This is a genomic window from Pseudomonas sp. CROZ-RG-20F-R04-15 (genome assembly GCF_022662375.1).
GTDB lineage: Bacteria > Pseudomonadota > Gammaproteobacteria > Pseudomonadales > Pseudomonadaceae > Aquipseudomonas.
In genome coordinates this window covers 161,114-179,813 of the sequence record NZ_JAKNQL010000008.1, presented here as the reverse complement: position 1 = coordinate 179,813, position 18,700 = coordinate 161,114, and the positions used below count along the sequence as shown (strand labels likewise).

Sequence of the window (18,700 nt, the reverse complement as noted above, 5' to 3'; positions counted from 1 at the left end):
CCCTTCCCCCTCGCCCCCTTGGGGGAGAGGGTTGGGGTGAGGGGGAAAAGATCTCAGCCACAAAAAAGCCCGCCAAGGTTCACACCATGGCGGGCTTTTCATTACAGCGAATATCAAGCCGTACGCTGGGCCTTTTCTTCTTCACCCAAACACGCCGCAGCGGTAAACAGCACGTCCGTCGACGAGTTCAGCGCCGTCTCCGCCGAGTCCTGCAACACGCCAATAATGAAACCGACCGCCACTACCTGCATGGCAATCTCGCTCGGAATCCCGAACAGGCTGCACGCCAGTGGAATCAGCAGCAACGAACCGCCAGCCACACCCGAGGCGCCACATGCGCAAATCGCCGCCACAAGGCTGAGCAGGATCGCGGTCGGAATGTCCACGGCAATGCCCAAGGTGTGCACGGCAGCCAGGGTCAGTACGGTAATGGTGATAGCCGCGCCAGCCATGTTGATGGTCGCACCCAGCGGGATCGACACCGAATAGGTGTCTTCATGCAGACCCAGGCGCTTGCTCAGTTCCAGGTTGACCGGAATGTTCGCCGCCGAGCTGCGGGTGAAAAACGCGGTGATACCGCTTTCACGCAGGCACTTGAGGGTCAGCGGGTACGGGTTGCGACGCAGCTTCCAGAACACGATCAGCGGGTTCATCACCAGCGCCACGAACAGCATGCAGCCGAGCAGGACGGCCAGCAGGTGCGCATAACCGATCAGCGCACCGAAGCCGGAGGTGGCGAGAGTCGAAGCGACCAGACCGAAAATACCCAGCGGGGCGAAACGAATCACGACGCGCACGATCACCGTCACGCCGTTGGACAGATCACCCAGCACTTCGCGGGTGGTGTCGCCGGCATGGCGAATCGCGATGCCCATGCCGATCGCCCAGGCCAGAATGCCGATGAAATTGGCGTTCATCAGCGCGCTGACCGGGTTATCGACCACGCTCAACAGCAGGCTTTGCAACACTTCGCCAATGCCGCCCGGCGCGGTGACCGCAACGTTTTCGGTGGACAGCACCAGATGCGACGGGAACGCCATGCTGGCAACCACGGCCACCACTGCTGCGGCGAAGGTGCCCAGCAGATAGAGGAACAGAATCGGGCGGATATGCGTTTCCTGACCGTGCTTGTGGTTGGCAATCGACGCCATCACGAGGACGAACACCAGAATCGGTGCGACGGCTTTCAACGCCGAAACGAACACCTTGCCGATGAACGCTGTGGATTTGGCCAGCTCAGGCGCAATCAGGGCCAGCGCAATACCGGCGATCAGGCCGATCACGATCTGGGTGACCAGGCTGAGGTTTTTCAAGCGTTGCAATAGAGAAGGGGAAGAAGCGGTCATAACGGCATCTCTGATTTTTTATAGGGTGCAAGGTTGCGTGGAAGCACTGGTAAAACGGGGGCAGATCAGTGCCACGAACCGAAAGTGTTGAGGCGACATCAACGCCATTAAACAGGCCGCTGAATAGGCTGTACGTTTTTCAGGGCGCGGACTTTATCACAGCGTAGGCCTTATCCTTCAGGCATGTGACGATCTGCCACCCGATAGATCGACGAGATAGACAGGTTTGTGCAAGTCAGCCTGGACACACTCTGTTAAGATTGCGCATCCTTATTTTCAAACTCTGCCAGCGGGCCTCCGGGTCAACGCTGGTGTCGTCGTTTTGCTGGAGTTGCGCATGCTGTTGCCCATTCTTCTGTTGTCCGCCGCCGGGTTCACGGTGCTGACCACGGAATTCGTCATCGTCGGCCTGTTGCCGGCGATTGCCCGAGATCTTCAAGTCACCATCCCGCAGGCCGGATTGCTGGTGACGCTGTTCGCTTTTACCGTGGCGATGTTCGGGCCTTTCCTGACCGCCTATTTCGCCCGGTTCGAGCGGCGCAAGCTGTTTATCAGCATCCTGATCATGTTTGGTCTGGCGAATACCGTGGCGGCGCTGGCGCCGAACATCTGGGTGATGGCGATTGCCCGGTTGATCCCGGCGCTCGGTTTGCCGGTGTTCTGGGCGTTGGCCAGTGAGACCGCCGTGGACATCGTCGGCCCGGATTTCGCCGGTCGGGCGATCGCCAAGATCGGCTTCGGCATTGTCTGCGCCACGGTGTTCGGCATCCCGGTCGGCACGCTGATTTCTGACGCGTTCGGCTGGCGCAGTGCCTTTGGCATTCTGGCGGTCATCGCTTTTGCCAAAGCCTTGCTGCTGTTTGTTTACCTGCCTAAAACCAGTTTGCACCAGCATCAGGTCAGCTTCCGCTCGCAGTTCAAGATCCTGCGCAGCCCGTTGATGATCGGCCATATCGTCCTGTCGATTCTGGTGTTCAGCGGCATGTTTACCGCTTACACCTATCTGGCCGACATCCTTGAGCGCCTTGCCGGGTTCAACGGCACCGTGGTGGGTTGGTGCCTGATGGCCTTCGGCGCGGTCGGGCTGATTGGCAACTCGCTGGGCGGTCGTGCGGTCGATCGCCATCCGCTGGGGGCGTCGGTGTTGTTCTGTGCGTTCATGATTTCCGGCATGGTCTCGCTGGTGCCGAACATTCACTCGCCACTGGGGCTGGCGGTGGCGATGGGAATCTGGGGCATCACCCAGGCTGCATTGTTCCTGGTCAGCCATGTGCGCCTGATGAAAGCTGCGCCGGAAGCGCCGGCCTTTGCCGCTTCGCTGAACATCGCCGGGGCCAATCTGGGCATTGGTCTAGGCGCTATCGTCGGAGGCCGGGTCATCGACAGCGCGGGTCTGGGCTTCCTCGGCTTTGCCGCCGCCGGTTTCATCTTGCTCTCAGTGTTCCTCGCCATGGTGCTGATGACACTCAAGCCGCGCGAAATGTGCGCCGAGGCCTCATAACGCGGTAAACAGCTCGCGTCGGGCACCTTCGGTAATCGCAACGATGCCGGGGTGCTTGACCTTGCGTTCCACCGAAATGGCATAGAACGACTCGGTCACCGCGTCGGTCTGGCCTATCAGCTCGACGCCGTACTGGCGCTTCACTTCATCGGCAATCACGCTCGGGCCGATAAAAATCCCGCTGCCGGATTGGCCAAACGCCTGCATCAAGGCACTGTCATCGAACTCGCCGACGATTTGCGGCTGGATCTGCTGCTCGGCAAACCAACGCTGCAAGCGGCTGCGCACTACGGTTTCTGCGCCGGGAATCAGCAGTGGCGCGCCGTGCAGGCTGCGCGGGAAATCCTGACCGTATCGGGCCGCCAGTTCAGCGGTGGCAAAGAAACTGATCCCGCATTCACCGAGTTTCTGGCTGTAGCCCTTGATGTCCAGATGCGAGGGCATCGGGCTGTCGGAGATCACCAGGTCGAGGCGCTGGATGGCCAGATCGGCGAGCAAGCGTTCGAGTTTGTCTTCGCGGCAGGTGATGCGCAGCGGTTCGTTCAGCTCCATGGTCGGCGCGATCAGGCGATAGACGATGGATTTCGGCACTACGTCGGCGACACCGACGCGGAACAGAATCTGCTGTTCGTTGGGTTGGGCGCGCAGCATCAATTCCAGTTCGCCACCGAGCTGGAACATCTGCTCGGCGTAGGGCAGGGCCTGGCGTCCGGCTTCAGTCAGTTCAAGTTGTCGGCCAACCCGTCGAAACAACTCTATGCCGTAGGTTTGCTCAAGCAGGGAAATCTGCCCGCTGATGGTCTGCGGCGTCAGGTTCAGTTGCTCGCAGGCGCGCACGATGCTGCCGGTCTTGGCTACAACCCAGAAGTAATGCAGTTGTCGGTAGTTGAGCATGGCGATCTACACTTCGTGAAAACCGAAGTATAGCCGCTAAAAATACGAATTTTCCTGAAGTGTTCATCTCCCTAGAATGCCCAGCCATCGACGGCCGGTCTGTGACCCTGTCTGTTCATTCGAAGGAAACCTTATGAAATACACGATCCCTGCGCTGATGTTTACGTCTTTACTGCTTCTGGCCGGTTGCGATCAAGCCGAGAAAAGCGCCCAACAATTGATGGGCAAGGCTGCCGAAAGCGCCAAGCAAGCGATCGACGACACCCACAAAGCCGCGGAACAAGCGCTGAGTGATGCCACCGGCGGCTTGATCGAGAAAAAAGAAACACCGGAAAAAGACGCGGAAAAATCCGAATCTTCCTCCAAGACCATCTAATTCGTCTTACACAGAGTCAGGACTGACCCATGGAATATCTGTTACAGCTCGCCGCCAGCCCCACCGCCTGGGTTGCTTTGGCCACATTGGTGGTGATGGAAATCGTGCTCGGCATCGATAACCTGATCTTTATCTCGATCCTGACCAACAAATTGCCCAAGCAGTACCAGCAGAAAGCACGCCGCATCGGTATCGGCATGGCGTTGATCCTGCGTCTGGCGCTGTTGAGCACCATCGCCTTCATCGTGCAGTTGACCGCACCGGTGATCGAGATTCTGGGTCAGGCTTTCTCGTGGAAGGACATGATCCTGATCGCCGGTGGTCTGTTCCTGGTCTGGAAAGCCACGACCGAGATCCATCACAGCATGGACCCGGCGCCGGAAGATCCGAAGTCGGCGACCTCGACGGTTACGCTGGGTTTCGCTGCCGCTATTGGCCAGATCCTGATGCTCGACATGGTGTTCTCGATCGACAGCATCATTACTGCCGTCGGCATGACTGAACACTTGCCGATCATGATCATCGCGGTGGTGGTGTCGGTGCTGGTGATGCTGTTTGCCGCTGAACCGCTGGCCAAGTTCATCAACGACAACCCGACGGTGGTGATGCTGGCCTTGGGCTTCCTGATCATGATCGGTATGACCCTGATCGCCGAAGGCTTCGGCGCCCACGTACCGAAAGGTTATGTGTATGCGGCGATGGCGTTCTCGGCTTCGATTGAAGTGCTGAACATGATGTCGCGCAGAGCTAAGCAGAAGAAGCTGGCTGAGCACGCGTAACTGCTGAAAGTACAAAAAACCGCCTGAACTCTTAGAGAACAGGCGGTTTTTTTTGATTCAAGATTTGCAGCGTGGAATAGAGCCAGCCCCTCACCCCAGCCCTCTCCCGAGGGAGAGGGAGAGGGAGAGGGAGAGGGAGCCGAATTGTGGGGTATTTTGGTCTTGAGTTCGGCTCGGTATTTCAGGTCGGCGTAACTCGAATAAACAACTCGGTCAGTCCCCTCTCCCTCTGGGAGAGGGCTAGGGTGAGGGGCTTTTCGCTTTTGACGTTAATCCTCAATGCGCGGCCGCGTGACGCACTCGGTGTTCCTCGGCTTTCTCAACCGCAGCAGGCTGAACCGGATGGTGATGATGGCGCCGCGAAACCCGCAGCACCCCCCACAACATGGCAGCGGCCACGGCCAGCCAGCCGGCAATCAACATCACAATGGTCATGGTCAGGCTCATCAGTGCCTCCTCTTCGCCCTGCATCGGGCCCACACTTTTTCAATTCGCTCTGTTTCAGTGACAGTCTAGACAATGGGGTGTTTCAGACTATTGACCAAAGGTCGATTGCGACCAATCACTTTGCTCTATGCAATCGATGGGTCTGCCGCTTAAGGCTATACCGCAGCCGGGCGCGGCCCTATGATCGCAGGCGTTGCCGGAACACGATGACCGGCGTCTGAACAGAGAGTGATGATGGTGCAGGTATTTTCTCGAATTCGTGCGGCGCTACTGGTGGCGGGTTGCGCGGCCCTGTTGGCCGGGTGTGCAGGCAGTGTCGCGCCTGAGGTCAAGCGCCTGCCGGAACGGGTCGAACTCAGCGGCACGTTCTACCGCGGCGAAGCCAATCAGAGCGGGCCGCAAGTGCTGGCCAGCCTGTTGTCGCAGCAGGGCGTCGTGATTACCCCGGGCTTACTGGAAAAACCACTGCACTTGCCGGGTGCCGAAGACAAGCTGCAGCAGAATATCCAGAACCTTGCCCGCGAATACGGCATGGTGGTTTATCCACTGGACAGCAATCTGCCTGCGCTTTTGACGCAAGTGGCGGCGGGATATCCGGTGATGGTGCGTTTGAGCGAAGGTTCGGCGTTCTGGGCCGAGCCGCGTTACGCGATCCTGTCGGGCTACGACCGCAATAAACAGAAGGTACTGCTGCGTGCCGGCATGAATCGCCGCGAACTGATGAGTTTCAGTTCCTTTGAATCGGCGCTGGAAAAGTCCGGTGGCTGGGCCGTGCTGATTCAGAAACCGTCGCAGATCCCGGCAGCCGTCGACCGTCAGCGCTGGCTCAAAGCGGCGGATGAACTGGCGCAGGCCGGTCAGGAAAACGAAGCAGCGCAGGCGCGCAAGGCGTTGGCGGCACACTGAGTCTCCGTTCGTCATCTGCCGGGCACGACTGCGCCCGGCAAGCCTCTTACGCCTATAACCCGTTTTCGGGTCAATCAGGAGGTGAGCATGGCAGATTCCCCATCGCCGAAAGGCCCGCATTCGTCCGAACATTCTTCGGGTCATGATCTGGGCTTCGATCCGGATTCACCGGATCTCGATGATCCGCAAGTCGATCCCGTCGGCCCGGCGAAAGCGCCGAAAGACGTGAAACCCGGCGAGGACGACAAGCAGCCGGCCAAGCCTTATGACCCGTTAGCCAATCTGAAACCTTGATGTGAGGTGCGTATGAGTACCGATTCAAGCTTCGATGACCAGAAACCGGACAGCGTGCCTACCACTCCAGAGCCGGAGATTGATCCGGTGCTGGACCCGGACAGCCCGCTGCGCGACCCGATGGCCCGGCCCAATATCATGACGCCGGAACCTTCGCGGGATCCGAGTGCGGGCGATGGCATCCCCGATGACGACCAGATGCCGCTGCCAAATGACTGATACGCAGGCGAAAAAAAGCCCCGAGGATTCGGGGCTTTTTCTTGTGCGGTGGCTTACTTGGACGCTTCTACTACGCCGCTCTGGCGATTCTTGAGGTTTTTCTCAGCTTTGTACTGCTGAGCCACCGCCGGAACGCTGGCGCTGCGCCCGGTTTCTACCCAACTGCGAATACGGCTGGCATCGGCAAAGTGGGTGTACTTGCCGAACGCGTCGAGAATGACCAGCGCGACCGGGCGGTTGCCCATTTTCGTCACCAGTACCAGGCAGTGACCGGCGGGGTTGGTGAAACCGGTCTTGGTGATCTTGATGTCCCAATCAGCCTTGTTGACCAAGTGATCGGTGTTGCGGAAACCCAGGGTGTAATTGGGTTTGCGGAACGACACGGTCTTTTCCTTGGTGGTGGTGAGTTCGCTGAGAATCGGATATTTGCTCGCGGCGACCAGCAACTTGCTCAAGTCACGCGCGGTAGAGACGTTGCGTTCGGACAAGCCAGTCGGCTCGACGTAGTGCGTGTTGGTCATGCCCAGTGCCTTGGCCTTGGCGTTCATCGCCGCGATGAAGGCGGCATAACCGCCCGGGTAGTGGTGCGCCAGACTGGCGGCGGCACGGTTTTCCGAGGACATCAGAGCAATCAGCAGCATCTCGCGGCGCGGCAGCTCACTTTTCAGTTTGACTCGGGAGAACACGCCCTTCATTTCCGGCGTGTTGCTGATATCGACATTGATCCATTCGTCCATGTTTTGCCGGGCTTCAACCACCACCAGTCCAGTCATCAGCTTGCTGACAGAAGCGATCGGTACGATCACGTCAGGATTGCTGGAATAGATGACTTTGTTGGTCTGCATATCCATGAGCAGGGCGCTGCCGGAAGCGATCTTCAGGGTCGAAGCATCACGTGGGGCAGCGGTGGTTTCCGCAGCGTTGATCGTTGGCGTGATGAATGTGCCTGTAAAAGCAAAAAACAGGCTCAGAATCGAAAGACGAATTTTCACGCGGGCGAACTCATAAAGGTTGGATATTCCGTTTGTTTGTAACGGGTTATTTCTTCAAAGCGTCGCATTCTAGGAGTATGGCTGAAGATCTGTCGATGGTTGTTTGAATGACCTGAAAATCTCGTGAAAAGGCCTGTAAAAAGAGGGGTTTCCGGCGAACGGTTACAGTTTTTTCTCAGGCATGAAAAAACCCGCACGAGGCGGGTTTTTCTATCGCTGAAAACGACGACTCAAGCGTGCAGGGTTTCTGCGGCGTAAAGGGTGTTTTCCAGCAGGCAGGCGCGAGTCATCGGGCCGACACCGCCCGGTACTGGAGTAATCCAGCCGGCGCGGGGCAGGGCGGTTTCGTAGACAACGTCACCGACCAGTTTGCCGTCGTCCTGACGGTTGATGCCGACGTCGATCACGATCGCGCCTTCCTTGATCCACTCGCCTTTGACCAGGCCCGGCTTGCCGGCGGCCACCACCACCAGATCGGCACGACCGACGTGGCCGGCCAGATCCTTGGTGAAGCGGTGAGTCACGGTCACGGTGCAACCGGCCAACAACAACTCCATCGCCATCGGGCGACCGACGATGTTGGACGCGCCGACAACCACTGCGTCCATGCCATAAAGGTCAGCGCCAGTGCTTTCCAGCAGGGTCATGATGCCTTTAGGTGTGCACGGACGTAGCAGCGGAATGCGCTGGGCCAGGCGACCGACGTTATAAGGGTGGAAACCGTCGACGTCTTTGTCCGGACGAATGCGCTCCAGCAATTTGGAGGCGTCCAGGTGCTCGGGCAGCGGCAGCTGCAGCAGGATGCCGTCGATCGCAGGGTCGTCGTTGAGGCGATCGATCAGATCGGTCAACGCGTCTTGCGTGGTGTCGGAGGGCAGGTCGTAGGCTTGAGAGAGGAAGCCAACCTCTTCACAGTCTTTACGCTTGTGCGAGACATAAACCTGAGAGGCAGGATCGCTGCCGACCAGGATCACCGCGAGGCCGGGAGTGCGCAGGCCTTGCTGGCGACGCTCGGCAACTCTTTGGGCGATCTGCTGGCGCAGGCTGGCGGCGATCGATTTGCCGTCGATTAGTTGTGCAGTCATTGCGCGTGATTAACCATCGAGAGGGGAAAAAATGAGAACGCATTCTCGCATGTCGAGCGGTGAGGGCAAAGGCGCTTGGTCAGCAAATTCCTCTAACTCCTTTAATTAAATGAATTTTTTTCAAAAAGGATTTGACGACCTTTGGAGCGCTCTATACTATTCGTCGCACTTGTCGGGCACAGCCTAGCACTGGTTAAGAAGGTGAAGCGGAATCAAGGTTCTGCAACACCGGAAAGCACTTAGTTTGTAGTCCTTTAAGAGTACAGATTAATAAGGCGCCCGTAGCTCAGCTGGATAGAGCATCCGCCTTCTAAGCGGATGGTCGCAGGTTCGAGTCCTGCCGGGTGCGCCATTAGGCAGCTTTGGCACAAGTAACGCGATATGGTGGGCGTAGCTCAGTTGGTAGAGCACGGGATTGTGACTCCCGTTGTCGTGGGTTCGATCCCCATCGTCCACCCCATATTTCGAAAGGCGCCAGATGTAACAGTCTGGCGCCTTTGCTTTAAAGCTTCATCTGCGGATGTGGTGGAATTGGTAGACACACTGGATTTAGGTTCCAGCGCCGCGAGGCGTAAGAGTTCGAGTCTCTTCATCCGCACCAATTAAAGCTTCATTCATGTCTTCGGGCTGGTGAGGTTTCAACAAAGAAGTTGTTTGGCTTTTTTGTTACGCAATATGGTGGGCGTAGCTCAGTTGGTAGAGCACGGGATTGTGACTCCCGTTGTCGTGGGTTCGATCCCCATCGTCCACCCCATATTTCGAAAGGCGCCAGATTTAACAGTCTGGCGCCTTTTTTGTTTTAGCGGTTCTGAAAACCGGCGATCGCCGGTTTCGGGGCGCAGGGGCAGGGCGCTTCGTCGTATTTATGTTGCTCGATGATGCTGCGCTGCTCGCCGGACTTGCTTGCAAGAACGGCCGTCAGGGAGTGATTGGCAACTCTTCTATATATAGAAGCGGTTGGCGCAGAGCCCTGGCGAGATTGGTTGTATTCGCCTGTGGGGCGCGCTGCACTGGTGTAGCGGTCCCGATAAAATGCCTGCTGTTTTTTTACCCGTTTTCAGTAGGGTGACTTCTTGAGTTTGACCCACTAGAATGCATGCCCTTGATTCTGGGGTCGGAAACGGCCGGCTAACGTCTGTGCAACGAGGAATATCCATGCAAGTTTCTGTTGAAAATACTACTGCTCTCGAGCGCCGCATGAGCGTCACCGTGCCGGCTGAGCGCATCGAGACTCAGGTCAACAAGCGTCTGCAGCAGACTGCCCAAAAGGCCAAGATTGCTGGCTTCCGTCCAGGCAAAGTGCCAATGAGCGAAATCAAGCGCCGTTTCGGTGCTGATGCTCGTCAGGAAGCTGTCGGCGACGTGATCCAGTCCTCCTTCTACGAAGCTGTGGTTGAGCAGAAGCTGAACCCTGCTGGTTCGCCTTCGATCGAGCCTAAGTCGCTCGAAGCTGGCAAGGACCTGGAATACGTTGCTGTATTCGAAGTGTTCCCTGAGTTCACCGTTGCCGGTTTCGAAGGCATCACCGTTGAGCGCCTGAGCGCTGACGTGGCTGACGCTGACCTGGACAAAATGCTCGACATCCTGCGCAAGCAGAACACTCGTTTTGAAGTGGCCGACCGTGCTGCCCAGAACGAAGACCAACTGAACATCGATTTCGTTGGCAAGGTTGACGGCGAAGTATTCGCTGGCGGTTCCGCCAAGGGCACTCAGCTGGTACTGGGTTCCGGCCGCATGATCCCGGGCTTCGAAGAAGGCCTGGTTGGCGCTAAAGCCGGCGAAGAGCGCGTTCTGAACCTGACCTTCCCAGAGGACTATCAGAACCTGGACCTGGCTGGCAAAACCGCCGAGTTCACCGTGACCGTCAACACTGTTTCCGAGCCTAAGCTGCCAGAACTGAACGAAGAGTTCTTCGCTCAATTCGGCATCAAGGAAAGCGGCATCGACGGTTTCCGCACCGAAGTTCGCAAGAACATGGAGCGTGAACTGCGTCAGGCGATCAAATCCAAGGTCAAGAATCAGGTAATGGACGGTCTGCTGGCCACCAACCCGATCGAAGTGCCGAAGGCGCTGCTGTCCAACGAAGTTGACCGTCTGCGCGTGCAGGCTGTTCAGCAGTTCGGCGGCAACATCAAGCCTGATCAACTGCCGGCCGAGCTGTTCGAAGAGCAAGCCAAGCGCCGCGTTGTGCTGGGTCTGATCGTTGCTGAAGTGGTCAAGCAATTCGACCTGAAGCCTGACGAAGCTCGCGTTCGCGAAATGATTCAGGAAATGGCTTCGGCTTATCAGGAGCCTGAGCAGGTTGTGTCGTGGTACTACAAAAACGAGCAGCAACTGAACGAAGTACGTTCGGTTGTGCTGGAAGAACAAGTTGTGGATACTGTTCTGCAGAAAGCTAGTGTGACCGACAAAGCGGTCTCTTACGAAGAAGCAGTCAAGCCGGTAGAAGCTCCAGCAGCCGACTGATTGATTCTGCGTTAAGAAGTACACACCATAAGCCAGCTCTCGAGCTGGCTTATGCGTATTCAAGACATAACTATTTGGGAGCGACTGCAGAGCATGTTCCGTAATTCTTATATTCAGCAGAACTCTGATATCCAGGCCGCCGGCGGCCTGGTCCCGATGGTTGTCGAGCAATCTGCTCGTGGCGAACGCGCCTATGACATCTATTCGCGCCTGCTCAAGGAGCGAGTGATCTTTCTGGTTGGTCCGGTAGAGGACTACATGGCCAACCTGATCTGCGCGCAACTGCTGTTCCTTGAAGCGGAAAACCCGGACAAGGACATCCATCTCTACATCAACTCTCCGGGCGGTTCGGTGACAGCAGGCATGTCGATCTACGACACCATGCAGTTCATCAAGCCGAACGTATCGACCACCTGCATCGGTCAGGCCTGCAGCATGGGCGCATTCCTGCTGACCGCAGGTGCCCCGGGCAAGCGTTTCTGCCTGCCGAACTCGCGCGTGATGATTCACCAGCCACTGGGCGGTTTCCAGGGCCAGGCGTCGGACATCGAAATCCACGCCAAGGAAATCCTCTTCATTCGCGAGCGTCTGAACACGCTGATGGCCAAGCACAGCGGGCGTACTCTGGAAGAAATCGAGCGCGACACCAATCGCGACAACTTCATGAGTGCAGAAGCTGCGAAGGAATATGGCCTGATCGACGAAGTGATCAACCAGCGCCCAGCTTAAAATAAGCAGCTCAAAATAGGCTTGGTCGGCTTGTCTGATCAGCGGCGGGCTTGAAAAAGCCCGCAATAGCCTTCATCTTGTGTTGCAAGCCTATCGGATTTGGATCGAACGAATGACTGACACCCGCAACGGCGAGGACAACGGCAAGCTGCTCTATTGCTCCTTCTGTGGCAAAAGCCAGCATGAAGTGCGCAAATTGATTGCCGGCCCCTCGGTCTTTATCTGCGACGAGTGCGTCGACCTGTGCAATGACATCATCCGCGAGGAGGTGCAGGAAGCCCAGGCCGAGAGCAGCGCGCATAAATTGCCTTCGCCTAAAGAAATCAGCGGCATCCTAGACCAGTACGTCATTGGTCAGGAGCGTGCGAAGAAGGTTCTGGCCGTAGCGGTGTACAACCACTACAAGCGCCTGAACCAGCGTGACAAGAAGGCTGACGACGTCGAACTCGGCAAGAGCAACATCCTGCTGATCGGCCCGACAGGCTCCGGTAAAACCCTGCTGGCCGAAACACTGGCCCGCTTGCTGAACGTTCCGTTCACCATCGCCGATGCAACCACCCTCACCGAGGCGGGTTACGTGGGTGAAGATGTCGAGAACATCATTCAGAAGCTGCTGCAGAAGTGCGATTACGACGTAGAGAAAGCCCAGATGGGCATTGTCTACATCGATGAAATCGACAAGATTTCGCGCAAGTCCGACAACCCGTCGATCACCCGGGACGTTTCCGGTGAAGGCGTGCAGCAGGCCTTGCTCAAGTTGATCGAAGGCACGGTCGCTTCCGTACCGCCGCAAGGTGGCCGCAAGCACCCGCAGCAGGAATTCCTGCAGGTCGACACCCGTAACATCCTGTTCATCTGCGGTGGTGCGTTCTCCGGTCTGGAAAAGGTTATTCAAAACCGTTCCACCAAGGGCGGCATCGGCTTCAACGCAGAAGTGCGCAGCAAGGAAGAAGGCAAGAAAGTCGGTGAATCCCTGCGTGAAGTCGAGCCTGACGATCTGGTCAAGTTCGGTCTGATCCCGGAATTCGTCGGTCGTCTGCCGGTCCTTGCGACGCTGGACGAGCTCGACGAGGCTGCGTTGATGCAGATCCTCACCGAGCCGAAAAATGCTCTGACCAAACAGTATGCCAAGCTGTTCGAGATGGAAGGCGTGGATCTGGAGTTCCGCACAGACGCGCTGAAATCGGTCGCCAAGCGTGCCCTGGAGCGTAAAACCGGTGCCCGTGGCCTGCGCTCGATTCTCGAAGGTGTACTGCTCGACACGATGTATGAAATCCCCTCGCAGTCCGAGGTGAGCAAAGTCGTGATCGATGAAAGCGTGATCGAAGGCAAGTCCAAGCCACTGTATATCTACGAAAACAGTGAGCCGACTGCCAAGGCAGCGCCGGACGCGTAAGCGTCCACCGCGCCGCAACAAAGAAGGGGCCTTCGGGCCTCTTTTTTTTTATGTCGTTTTTTACATCCGCTTTGCGCTTGTTTTTTTTCAAGGCAGCCCCCATCTTGGTTTCAAGCTCAATTCCATCTGATTACGGCCATATGGCCGCCGTAGAGGCGAAATCATGAAGACAACCATCGAATTGCCTCTCCTGCCATTGCGTGATGTCGTGGTTTATCCGCACATGGTTATCCCGCTGTTCGTGGGGCGCGAGAAATCCATCGAAGCCCTCGAGGCCGCGATGACGGGCGACAAGCAGATCCTCCTGCTGGCCCAGAGAAACCCGGCTGACGACGATCCCGGTGAAGACGCTCTCTATCGCGTAGGTACCATTGCCACTGTTCTACAGCTTCTGAAGCTGCCTGACGGCACCGTAAAGGTTCTGGTCGAGGGTGAGCAGCGTGGCACGGTCGAACGCTTCAGCGAAGTCGACGGTCACTGCCGTGCCGAAGTCTCGTTGATCGAAGAAGTCGACGCCGCCGAGCGCGAATCCGAAGTGTTCGTGCGCACGCTGCTGTCGCAGTTCGAACAATATGTACAGCTGGGCAAGAAAGTCCCGGCTGAAGTCCTGTCGTCGCTCAACAGCATCGATGAGCCGGGTCGTCTGGTCGACACCATGGCCGCGCACATGGCGCTGAAAATCGAGCAGAAGCAGGAAATCCTCGAAATCATCGATTTGTCGGCCCGGGTCGAGCACGTTCTGGCGTTGCTGGATGCCGAGATCGATCTGCTGCAAGTCGAAAAACGCATTCGTGGCCGCGTCAAAAAGCAAATGGAGCGCAGTCAGCGCGAGTACTACCTGAATGAGCAGATGAAGGCCATTCAGAAAGAGCTCGGCGACAGCGACGAAGGCCACAACGAAATCGAAGACCTGAAAAAGCGCATCGACGCTGCCGGTCTGCCGAAAGACGCGTTGGCCAAAGCCACTGCCGAGCTGAACAAGCTCAAGCAAATGTCGCCGATGTCCGCTGAGGCCACCGTGGTGCGCTCTTACATCGACTGGCTGGTGCAGGTGCCGTGGAAGGCCCAGAGCAAGGTGCGTCTGGACCTGGCGCGCGCTGAAGACATTCTCGATGCCGACCACTACGGTCTCGAAGAGGTCAAGGAACGCATCCTTGAATACCTCGCTGTGCAAAAGCGCGTGAAGAAAATCCGTGGTCCGGTGTTGTGCCTGGTCGGTCCTCCGGGCGTGGGTAAAACCTCGCTGGCGGAGTCGATTGCCCATGCCACCAACCGTAAATTCGTGCGCATGGCCCTTGGTGGCGTGCGTGATGAAGCGGAAATTCGTGGTCACCGCCGGACTTACATCGGTTCGATGCCGGGAAGATTGATTCAAAAGATGACTAAGGTGGGGGTGCGCAACCCGCTGTTCCTGCTCGATGAAATCGACAAAATGGGCAGCGACATGCGTGGCGATCCGGCGTCGGCGTTGCTGGAAGTGCTCGATCCAGAGCAGAACCACAACTTCAACGACCACTATCTGGAAGTCGATTACGACCTCTCCGATGTGATGTTCCTGTGCACCTCGAACTCGATGAACATCCCGCCGGCGCTGCTTGACCGCATGGAAGTCATCCGTCTGCCGGGCTACACCGAAGACGAGAAGATCAACATTGCCGTCAAATACCTCTCGCCAAAACAGATCGCCGCCAATGGTCTGAAGAAAGGCGAGCTGGAATTCGATGCAGAAGCGATCCGCGACATCATCCGTTACTACACCCGTGAAGCGGGTGTGCGTGGCCTCGAACGTCAGATCGCCAAGGTCTGCCGCAAAGCGGTGAAAGAGCACGCAATGGAGAAACGCTTCTCGGTGAAAGTGACAGCTGACCTGCTGGAACATTTCCTCGGTGTGCGCAAGTTCCGTTACGGTCTGGCCGAGCAACAGGATCAGATCGGTCAGGTGACTGGCCTTGCCTGGACGCAGGTGGGCGGCGAATTGCTGACCATCGAAGCCGCTGTTGTGCCGGGTAAAGGTCAGTTGATCAAGACCGGTTCGCTGGGCGACGTGATGGTCGAATCGATCACTGCAGCGCTGACAGTGGTGCGCAGCCGCGCCAAGAGCCTGGGCATTCCTCTGGACTTCCACGAGAAGCGCGACACGCACATCCACATGCCGGAAGGGGCGACGCCGAAAGACGGCCCTAGCGCTGGCGTAGGCATGTGTACGGCGCTGGTGTCGGCATTGACCGGCATTCCGGTGCGCGCCGATGTCGCCATGACCGGTGAAATTACTCTGCGTGGTCAAGTGCTGGCTATTGGCGGTCTGAAGGAAAAACTGCTGGCGGCTCACCGCGGCGGAATCAAGATCGTGATTATTCCGGAAGAGAACGTGCGCGATCTGAAGGAGATTCCTGACAATATCAAGCAGGATCTGCAGATTAAACCGGTTAAATGGATTGACGAGGTCCTGCAAATTGCGCTGCAATACGCGCCGGAGCCCTTGCCGGATGTGGCTCCGGAGATAGTTGCCAAGGACGAAAAACGTGAGTCTGACTCTAAGGAAAGAATTAGCACGCATTAATATGCTTTTGCCTGGGGGGCTTCCTTGACAGTTTTTTAGAGCCCTTGTTATAAAGCGGCTCTTAAGTGTCTGTAGGCCATTCAGCACTCGTTTTTGCTTTCACCAAAAAACTTAGAATCATCTCAAAATAGATATAAGGGGACTTAGAGTGAACAAGTCGGAACTGATTGATGCTATCGCTGCATCCGCTGATATCCCGAAAGCTGCTGCTGGCCGTGCGCTGGACGCTGTAATCGAATCCGTCACTGGCGCTCTGAAGGCTGGCGACTCCGTTGTTCTGGTTGGTTTCGGTACTTTCTCCGTGACTGACCGTCCGGCTCGTACCGGTCGTAACCCTCAGACTGGCAAGACTCTGGAAATCCCGGCTGCCAAGAAGCCAGGTTTCAAAGCCGGTAAAGCACTGAAAGAAGCGGTTAACTAAGCTTCAGGTTTTTACCCATCCGGGTCGGGATCATGCCTGACTTGGCAGCGGAGCGGTAGAGCAGGTCGCTGAAACAGCTTCCTGTAACGCCGGGATCGAGGGTTCGAGCCCTGTCCGCTCCGCCAGTTACGAGAAGGCGCATCCTCGGATGCGCCTTTCTTCTATCCGGATTCTACCCACGCTCCACGGTTGCCAAATTTTGAAGTTCAACCGTTTCTGGGGGACGCATGCTGCAGAATATCAGGGACAATTCACAAGGCTGGATTGCCAAGACCATTATCGGAGTCATCGTTGCACTGATGGCCCTGACCGGTTTCGACGCCATTTTCAAGGCCACCACTCACAAGAATGAGGCGGCCAAGGTCAATGGTGAAGAAATCAGCCAGAACGAGCTGAGCCAGGCCGTTGACATGCAACGCCGTCAGCTGATGCAACAGCTAGGCAAGGACTTCGATGCTTCCTTGCTCGACGAGAAAATGCTGCGCGAATCGGCCCTCAAGGGTCTGATCGATCGCAAGCTGCTGCTGCAAGGTGCAGAACAAGCGAAATTCGCTTTCTCCGAAGGCGCACTGGACCAAGTGATCCTGCAGACACCTGAATTCCAGGTGGACGGCAAGTTCAGCTCCGAGCGTTTCGACCAGGTAATCCGTCAGCTGGGTTACAGCCGCATGCAATTCCGCCAGATGCTGGCTCAGGAAATGCTGATCGGCCAACTGCGCGCCGGTGTGGCGGGCAGTGGTTTCGTCACCGACGCTGAAGTGCTGGCATTCGCCCGTCTGGAAAAACAGACCCGCGATTTCGCCACCCTGAACGTCAAGGCTGATCCGGCTGCGGTCAAACTGACCGACGACGAGGTCAAGGCCTACTACGACGAGCACGCCAAGGAGTTCATGACTCCGGACCAAGTGATCATCGATTACGTAGAACTGAAGAAGTCCTCGTTCTTCGATCAGGTCGCGGTCAAGGATGAAGACCTGCAGGCGGCGTATCAGAAAGAGATCGCCAACCTGTCGGAACAGCGTCGTGCCGCGCACATCCTGATCGAAGTGAACGACAAGACCACCGAGGCTCAGGCCAAGGCGAAGATTGAAGACGTTCAGGCGCGTCTGGCCAAGGGCGAGAAGTTCGAAGCGCTGGCCAAAGAGTTCTCGCAGGATCCGGGTTCGGCCAACAATGGCGGTGACCTCGGTTACGCAGGTCCTGGCGTTTACGATCCAGCGTTCGAAAAAGCGCTGTACTCGCTGTCGAAAGACCAAGTGTCCGAGCCTATTCGTACTGACTTCGGTTACCACTTGATCAAGCTGTTGGGTGTGGAAGCGCCGGAAGTGCCAACCCTGGCCAGCCTGAAAGACAAGCTGACCCGCGAGCTGAAAGCCGCACAGGTCGAGCAGCGTTTTGTCGAGGCGACCAAGCAACTGGAAGACTCGGCGTTCGAAGCGTCTGACCTGGCCCAGCCAGCGGCGGATCTGAAACTGACCGTGCACACCTCCAAGCCGTTCGGCCGTGAAGGTGGCGAAGGTGTTGCAGCCAACCGTGCTGTGGTCACCGCTGCATTCAGCACTGAAGTGATCGACGAAGGTGCCAACAGCACCGCCATCGAACTGGATCCGGAAACCGTGATCGTATTGCGCTCCAAGGAGCACCTGAAGCCTGCGCAACTGCCGCTGGAAAGTGTGAATGCGGCGATCCGCACTCAGCTGACCAAAGAGCACGCCAGTGCTGCTGCCAAGACCAAGGCCGAGAAGCTGATTGCTGATCTGCGCGATGGCAAGGCGCCTCTGGACAAGGCAGTTGATGGCCAGAACTGGAAAGCTACCGAAGCGGCCACTCGTGGTCAGGAAGGGGTTGATCCAGCGGTGCTGCAAGCGTTGTTCCGTATGCCGAAGCCGGCTGCGAAGGACAAGCCGACGTTCACCAGCGTCACTCTGCCGGACGGTAGTCTGATGATTGTGCGTCTGAACGGCGTTAACGAAGCGGCTGCGCCGACGGATGAAGAGAAGGTTCAGTACCGTCGTTTCCTTGCTTCGCGTGAGGGGCAGCAGGACTTTGCGGCGTATCGCAAGCAGTTGGAAGCTCAGGCTGAGATCAAGCGGTTTTGATGATTGACTGAGATGTGATGTGAGAGCCCCGGCCTGAATAGGTCGGGGCTTTTTTTTGGCTCTGGGTGCCGGGTCTTGGCGGCCTTTGGGCCGGCCATGCTCTTGGGGTTTTGGGTGAATATCCGTTGCTTCGGGGGTTGCCGCTGGCGGTTTCGCCCTTACGGCGAGGCACTTTTTCCAGACGCCGAAA

The 18,700-nt window shown here is 57.2% G+C and carries 17 protein-coding genes and 4 tRNA genes; 16 read left to right on the top strand and 5 right to left on the bottom strand.

Annotated features, from left to right (window positions below; genetic code table 11):
• Positions 1 to 113: 113 nt before the first annotated feature.
• On the bottom strand, positions 114 to 1,346 hold the full coding sequence (sstT, locus tag L8H52_RS14400) for a serine/threonine transporter SstT (RefSeq protein WP_242207553.1): 1,233 nt from the start codon (positions 1,344 to 1,346) through the stop codon (positions 114 to 116).
• Between the two features lie 337 nt (positions 1,347 to 1,683).
• On the opposite strand from sstT, the gene L8H52_RS14395 reads away from it, so the two are divergent.
• Positions 1,684 to 2,847 (top strand): MFS transporter, encoded by a 1,164-nt coding sequence (locus L8H52_RS14395; protein ID WP_242207554.1) that lies wholly within the window; start codon positions 1,684 to 1,686, stop codon positions 2,845 to 2,847.
• On the opposite strand, the gene nhaR is transcribed toward L8H52_RS14395, so the two are convergent.
• Entirely contained in the window at positions 2,842 to 3,741 is a 900-nt protein-coding gene (nhaR, locus tag L8H52_RS14390; protein ID WP_016986874.1) for a transcriptional activator NhaR, read from the bottom strand. The genes L8H52_RS14395 and nhaR overlap by 6 nt on opposite strands.
• Before the next feature lie 133 nt (positions 3,742 to 3,874).
• On the opposite strand from nhaR, the gene L8H52_RS14385 reads away from it, so the two are divergent.
• The gene (locus L8H52_RS14385) at positions 3,875 to 4,117 is read left to right on the top strand and encodes a hypothetical protein (protein ID WP_007917343.1); all 243 of its coding nucleotides are present in this window, start codon (positions 3,875 to 3,877) and stop codon (positions 4,115 to 4,117) included.
• Between the two features lie 29 nt (positions 4,118 to 4,146).
• Positions 4,147 to 4,896 carry a TerC family protein gene (locus L8H52_RS14380; protein WP_242207555.1) on the top strand — a complete coding sequence of 250 codons (750 nt, stop codon included), beginning with the start codon at positions 4,147 to 4,149 and terminating at the stop codon, positions 4,894 to 4,896.
• 276 nt (positions 4,897 to 5,172) lie between these two features.
• On the opposite strand, the gene L8H52_RS14375 is transcribed toward L8H52_RS14380, so the two are convergent.
• Positions 5,173 to 5,343 carry a hypothetical protein gene (locus L8H52_RS14375; RefSeq protein ID WP_177413122.1) on the bottom strand — a complete coding sequence of 57 codons (171 nt, stop codon included), beginning with the start codon at positions 5,341 to 5,343 and terminating at the stop codon, positions 5,173 to 5,175.
• Positions 5,344 to 5,577: 234 nt separating this feature from the next.
• On the opposite strand from L8H52_RS14375, the gene L8H52_RS14370 reads away from it, so the two are divergent.
• From L8H52_RS14370 to L8H52_RS14360, 3 genes are all read left to right on the top strand, one after another.
• Positions 5,578 to 6,249, top strand: coding sequence for a peptidase C39 family protein (locus L8H52_RS14370; RefSeq protein WP_242207654.1), 672 nt, complete (start codon positions 5,578 to 5,580; stop codon positions 6,247 to 6,249).
• 87 nt (positions 6,250 to 6,336) lie between these two features.
• On the top strand, positions 6,337 to 6,543 hold the full coding sequence (locus L8H52_RS14365; protein ID WP_026000733.1) for a DUF6021 family protein: 207 nt from the start codon (positions 6,337 to 6,339) through the stop codon (positions 6,541 to 6,543).
• A 12-nt stretch (positions 6,544 to 6,555) separates the two neighbouring features.
• The gene (locus L8H52_RS14360) at positions 6,556 to 6,762 is read left to right on the top strand and encodes a hypothetical protein (protein WP_034154677.1); all 207 of its coding nucleotides are present in this window, start codon (positions 6,556 to 6,558) and stop codon (positions 6,760 to 6,762) included.
• A 53-nt stretch (positions 6,763 to 6,815) separates the two neighbouring features.
• On the opposite strand, the gene pbpG is transcribed toward L8H52_RS14360, so the two are convergent.
• Together pbpG and folD are read right to left on the bottom strand one after the other, a co-directional pair.
• On the bottom strand, positions 6,816 to 7,754 hold the full coding sequence (gene pbpG / locus L8H52_RS14355; RefSeq protein WP_141128104.1) for a D-alanyl-D-alanine endopeptidase: 939 nt from the start codon (positions 7,752 to 7,754) through the stop codon (positions 6,816 to 6,818).
• A gap of 230 nt (positions 7,755 to 7,984) precedes the next feature.
• Positions 7,985 to 8,839: a bifunctional methylenetetrahydrofolate dehydrogenase/methenyltetrahydrofolate cyclohydrolase FolD gene (gene folD / locus L8H52_RS14350; RefSeq protein ID WP_038362797.1), complete on the bottom strand. Its 855-nt coding sequence runs from the start codon at positions 8,837 to 8,839 to the stop codon at positions 7,985 to 7,987.
• A 275-nt stretch (positions 8,840 to 9,114) separates the two neighbouring features.
• Here folD and L8H52_RS14345 point away from each other — a divergent pair.
• The 10 genes from L8H52_RS14345 (at position 9,115) to L8H52_RS14300 (ending at position 18,510) form a co-directional block, all read left to right on the top strand.
• A tRNA-Arg gene (locus L8H52_RS14345) sits at positions 9,115 to 9,191 on the top strand.
• A 32-nt stretch (positions 9,192 to 9,223) separates the two neighbouring features.
• Positions 9,224 to 9,299: transfer RNA gene (locus L8H52_RS14340), tRNA-His, on the top strand.
• Between the two features lie 56 nt (positions 9,300 to 9,355).
• A tRNA-Leu gene (locus L8H52_RS14335) sits at positions 9,356 to 9,440 on the top strand.
• Positions 9,441 to 9,517: 77 nt separating this feature from the next.
• Positions 9,518 to 9,593 (top strand) — tRNA-His (locus tag L8H52_RS14330).
• 401 nt (positions 9,594 to 9,994) lie between these two features.
• The gene (gene tig / locus L8H52_RS14325) at positions 9,995 to 11,305 is read left to right on the top strand and encodes a trigger factor (RefSeq protein WP_242207556.1); all 1,311 of its coding nucleotides are present in this window, start codon (positions 9,995 to 9,997) and stop codon (positions 11,303 to 11,305) included.
• A gap of 93 nt (positions 11,306 to 11,398) precedes the next feature.
• Positions 11,399 to 12,034: an ATP-dependent Clp endopeptidase proteolytic subunit ClpP gene (gene clpP / locus L8H52_RS14320; protein ID WP_007951559.1), complete on the top strand. Its 636-nt coding sequence runs from the start codon at positions 11,399 to 11,401 to the stop codon at positions 12,032 to 12,034.
• Positions 12,035 to 12,146: 112 nt separating this feature from the next.
• Positions 12,147 to 13,430: an ATP-dependent Clp protease ATP-binding subunit ClpX gene (clpX, locus tag L8H52_RS14315; protein WP_003223632.1), complete on the top strand. Its 1,284-nt coding sequence runs from the start codon at positions 12,147 to 12,149 to the stop codon at positions 13,428 to 13,430.
• Between the two features lie 163 nt (positions 13,431 to 13,593).
• Entirely contained in the window at positions 13,594 to 15,990 is a 2,397-nt protein-coding gene (lon, locus tag L8H52_RS14310) for an endopeptidase La (protein WP_016986884.1), read from the top strand.
• 148 nt (positions 15,991 to 16,138) lie between these two features.
• Positions 16,139 to 16,411, top strand: a complete 273-nt coding sequence (locus L8H52_RS14305) for an HU family DNA-binding protein (protein ID WP_003183171.1) — start codon at positions 16,139 to 16,141, stop codon at positions 16,409 to 16,411.
• Between the two features lie 227 nt (positions 16,412 to 16,638).
• Positions 16,639 to 18,510: a SurA N-terminal domain-containing protein gene (locus L8H52_RS14300; protein WP_242207557.1), complete on the top strand. Its 1,872-nt coding sequence runs from the start codon at positions 16,639 to 16,641 to the stop codon at positions 18,508 to 18,510.
• Positions 18,511 to 18,700: the final 190 nt, after the last annotated feature.

Excerpts from the sequence above, each read along its gene's own strand:
- L8H52_RS14370 (WP_242207654.1), top strand. The coding sequence starts at position 5,578 with ATGGTGCAGGTATTTTCTCGAATTCGTGCGGCGCTACTGGTGGCGGGT.
- lon (WP_016986884.1), top strand. The coding sequence starts at position 13,594 with ATGAAGACAACCATCGAATTGCCTCTCCTGCCATTGCGTGATGTCGTG.
- L8H52_RS14360 (WP_034154677.1), top strand. The coding sequence starts at position 6,556 with ATGAGTACCGATTCAAGCTTCGATGACCAGAAACCGGACAGCGTGCCT.
- L8H52_RS14365 (WP_026000733.1), top strand. The coding sequence starts at position 6,337 with ATGGCAGATTCCCCATCGCCGAAAGGCCCGCATTCGTCCGAACATTCT.
- clpX (WP_003223632.1), top strand. The coding sequence starts at position 12,147 with ATGACTGACACCCGCAACGGCGAGGACAACGGCAAGCTGCTCTATTGC.
- sstT (WP_242207553.1), bottom strand. The coding sequence starts at position 1,346 with ATGACCGCTTCTTCCCCTTCTCTATTGCAACGCTTGAAAAACCTCAGC.
- L8H52_RS14385 (WP_007917343.1), top strand. The coding sequence starts at position 3,875 with ATGAAATACACGATCCCTGCGCTGATGTTTACGTCTTTACTGCTTCTG.
- clpP (WP_007951559.1), top strand. The coding sequence starts at position 11,399 with ATGTTCCGTAATTCTTATATTCAGCAGAACTCTGATATCCAGGCCGCC.
- L8H52_RS14300 (WP_242207557.1), top strand. The coding sequence starts at position 16,639 with ATGCTGCAGAATATCAGGGACAATTCACAAGGCTGGATTGCCAAGACC.
- tig (WP_242207556.1), top strand. The coding sequence starts at position 9,995 with ATGCAAGTTTCTGTTGAAAATACTACTGCTCTCGAGCGCCGCATGAGC.
- L8H52_RS14395 (WP_242207554.1), top strand. The coding sequence starts at position 1,684 with ATGCTGTTGCCCATTCTTCTGTTGTCCGCCGCCGGGTTCACGGTGCTG.
- nhaR (WP_016986874.1), bottom strand. The coding sequence starts at position 3,741 with ATGCTCAACTACCGACAACTGCATTACTTCTGGGTTGTAGCCAAGACC.
- L8H52_RS14380 (WP_242207555.1), top strand. The coding sequence starts at position 4,147 with ATGGAATATCTGTTACAGCTCGCCGCCAGCCCCACCGCCTGGGTTGCT.
- folD (WP_038362797.1), bottom strand. The coding sequence starts at position 8,839 with ATGACTGCACAACTAATCGACGGCAAATCGATCGCCGCCAGCCTGCGC.
- L8H52_RS14375 (WP_177413122.1), bottom strand. The coding sequence starts at position 5,343 with ATGAGCCTGACCATGACCATTGTGATGTTGATTGCCGGCTGGCTGGCC.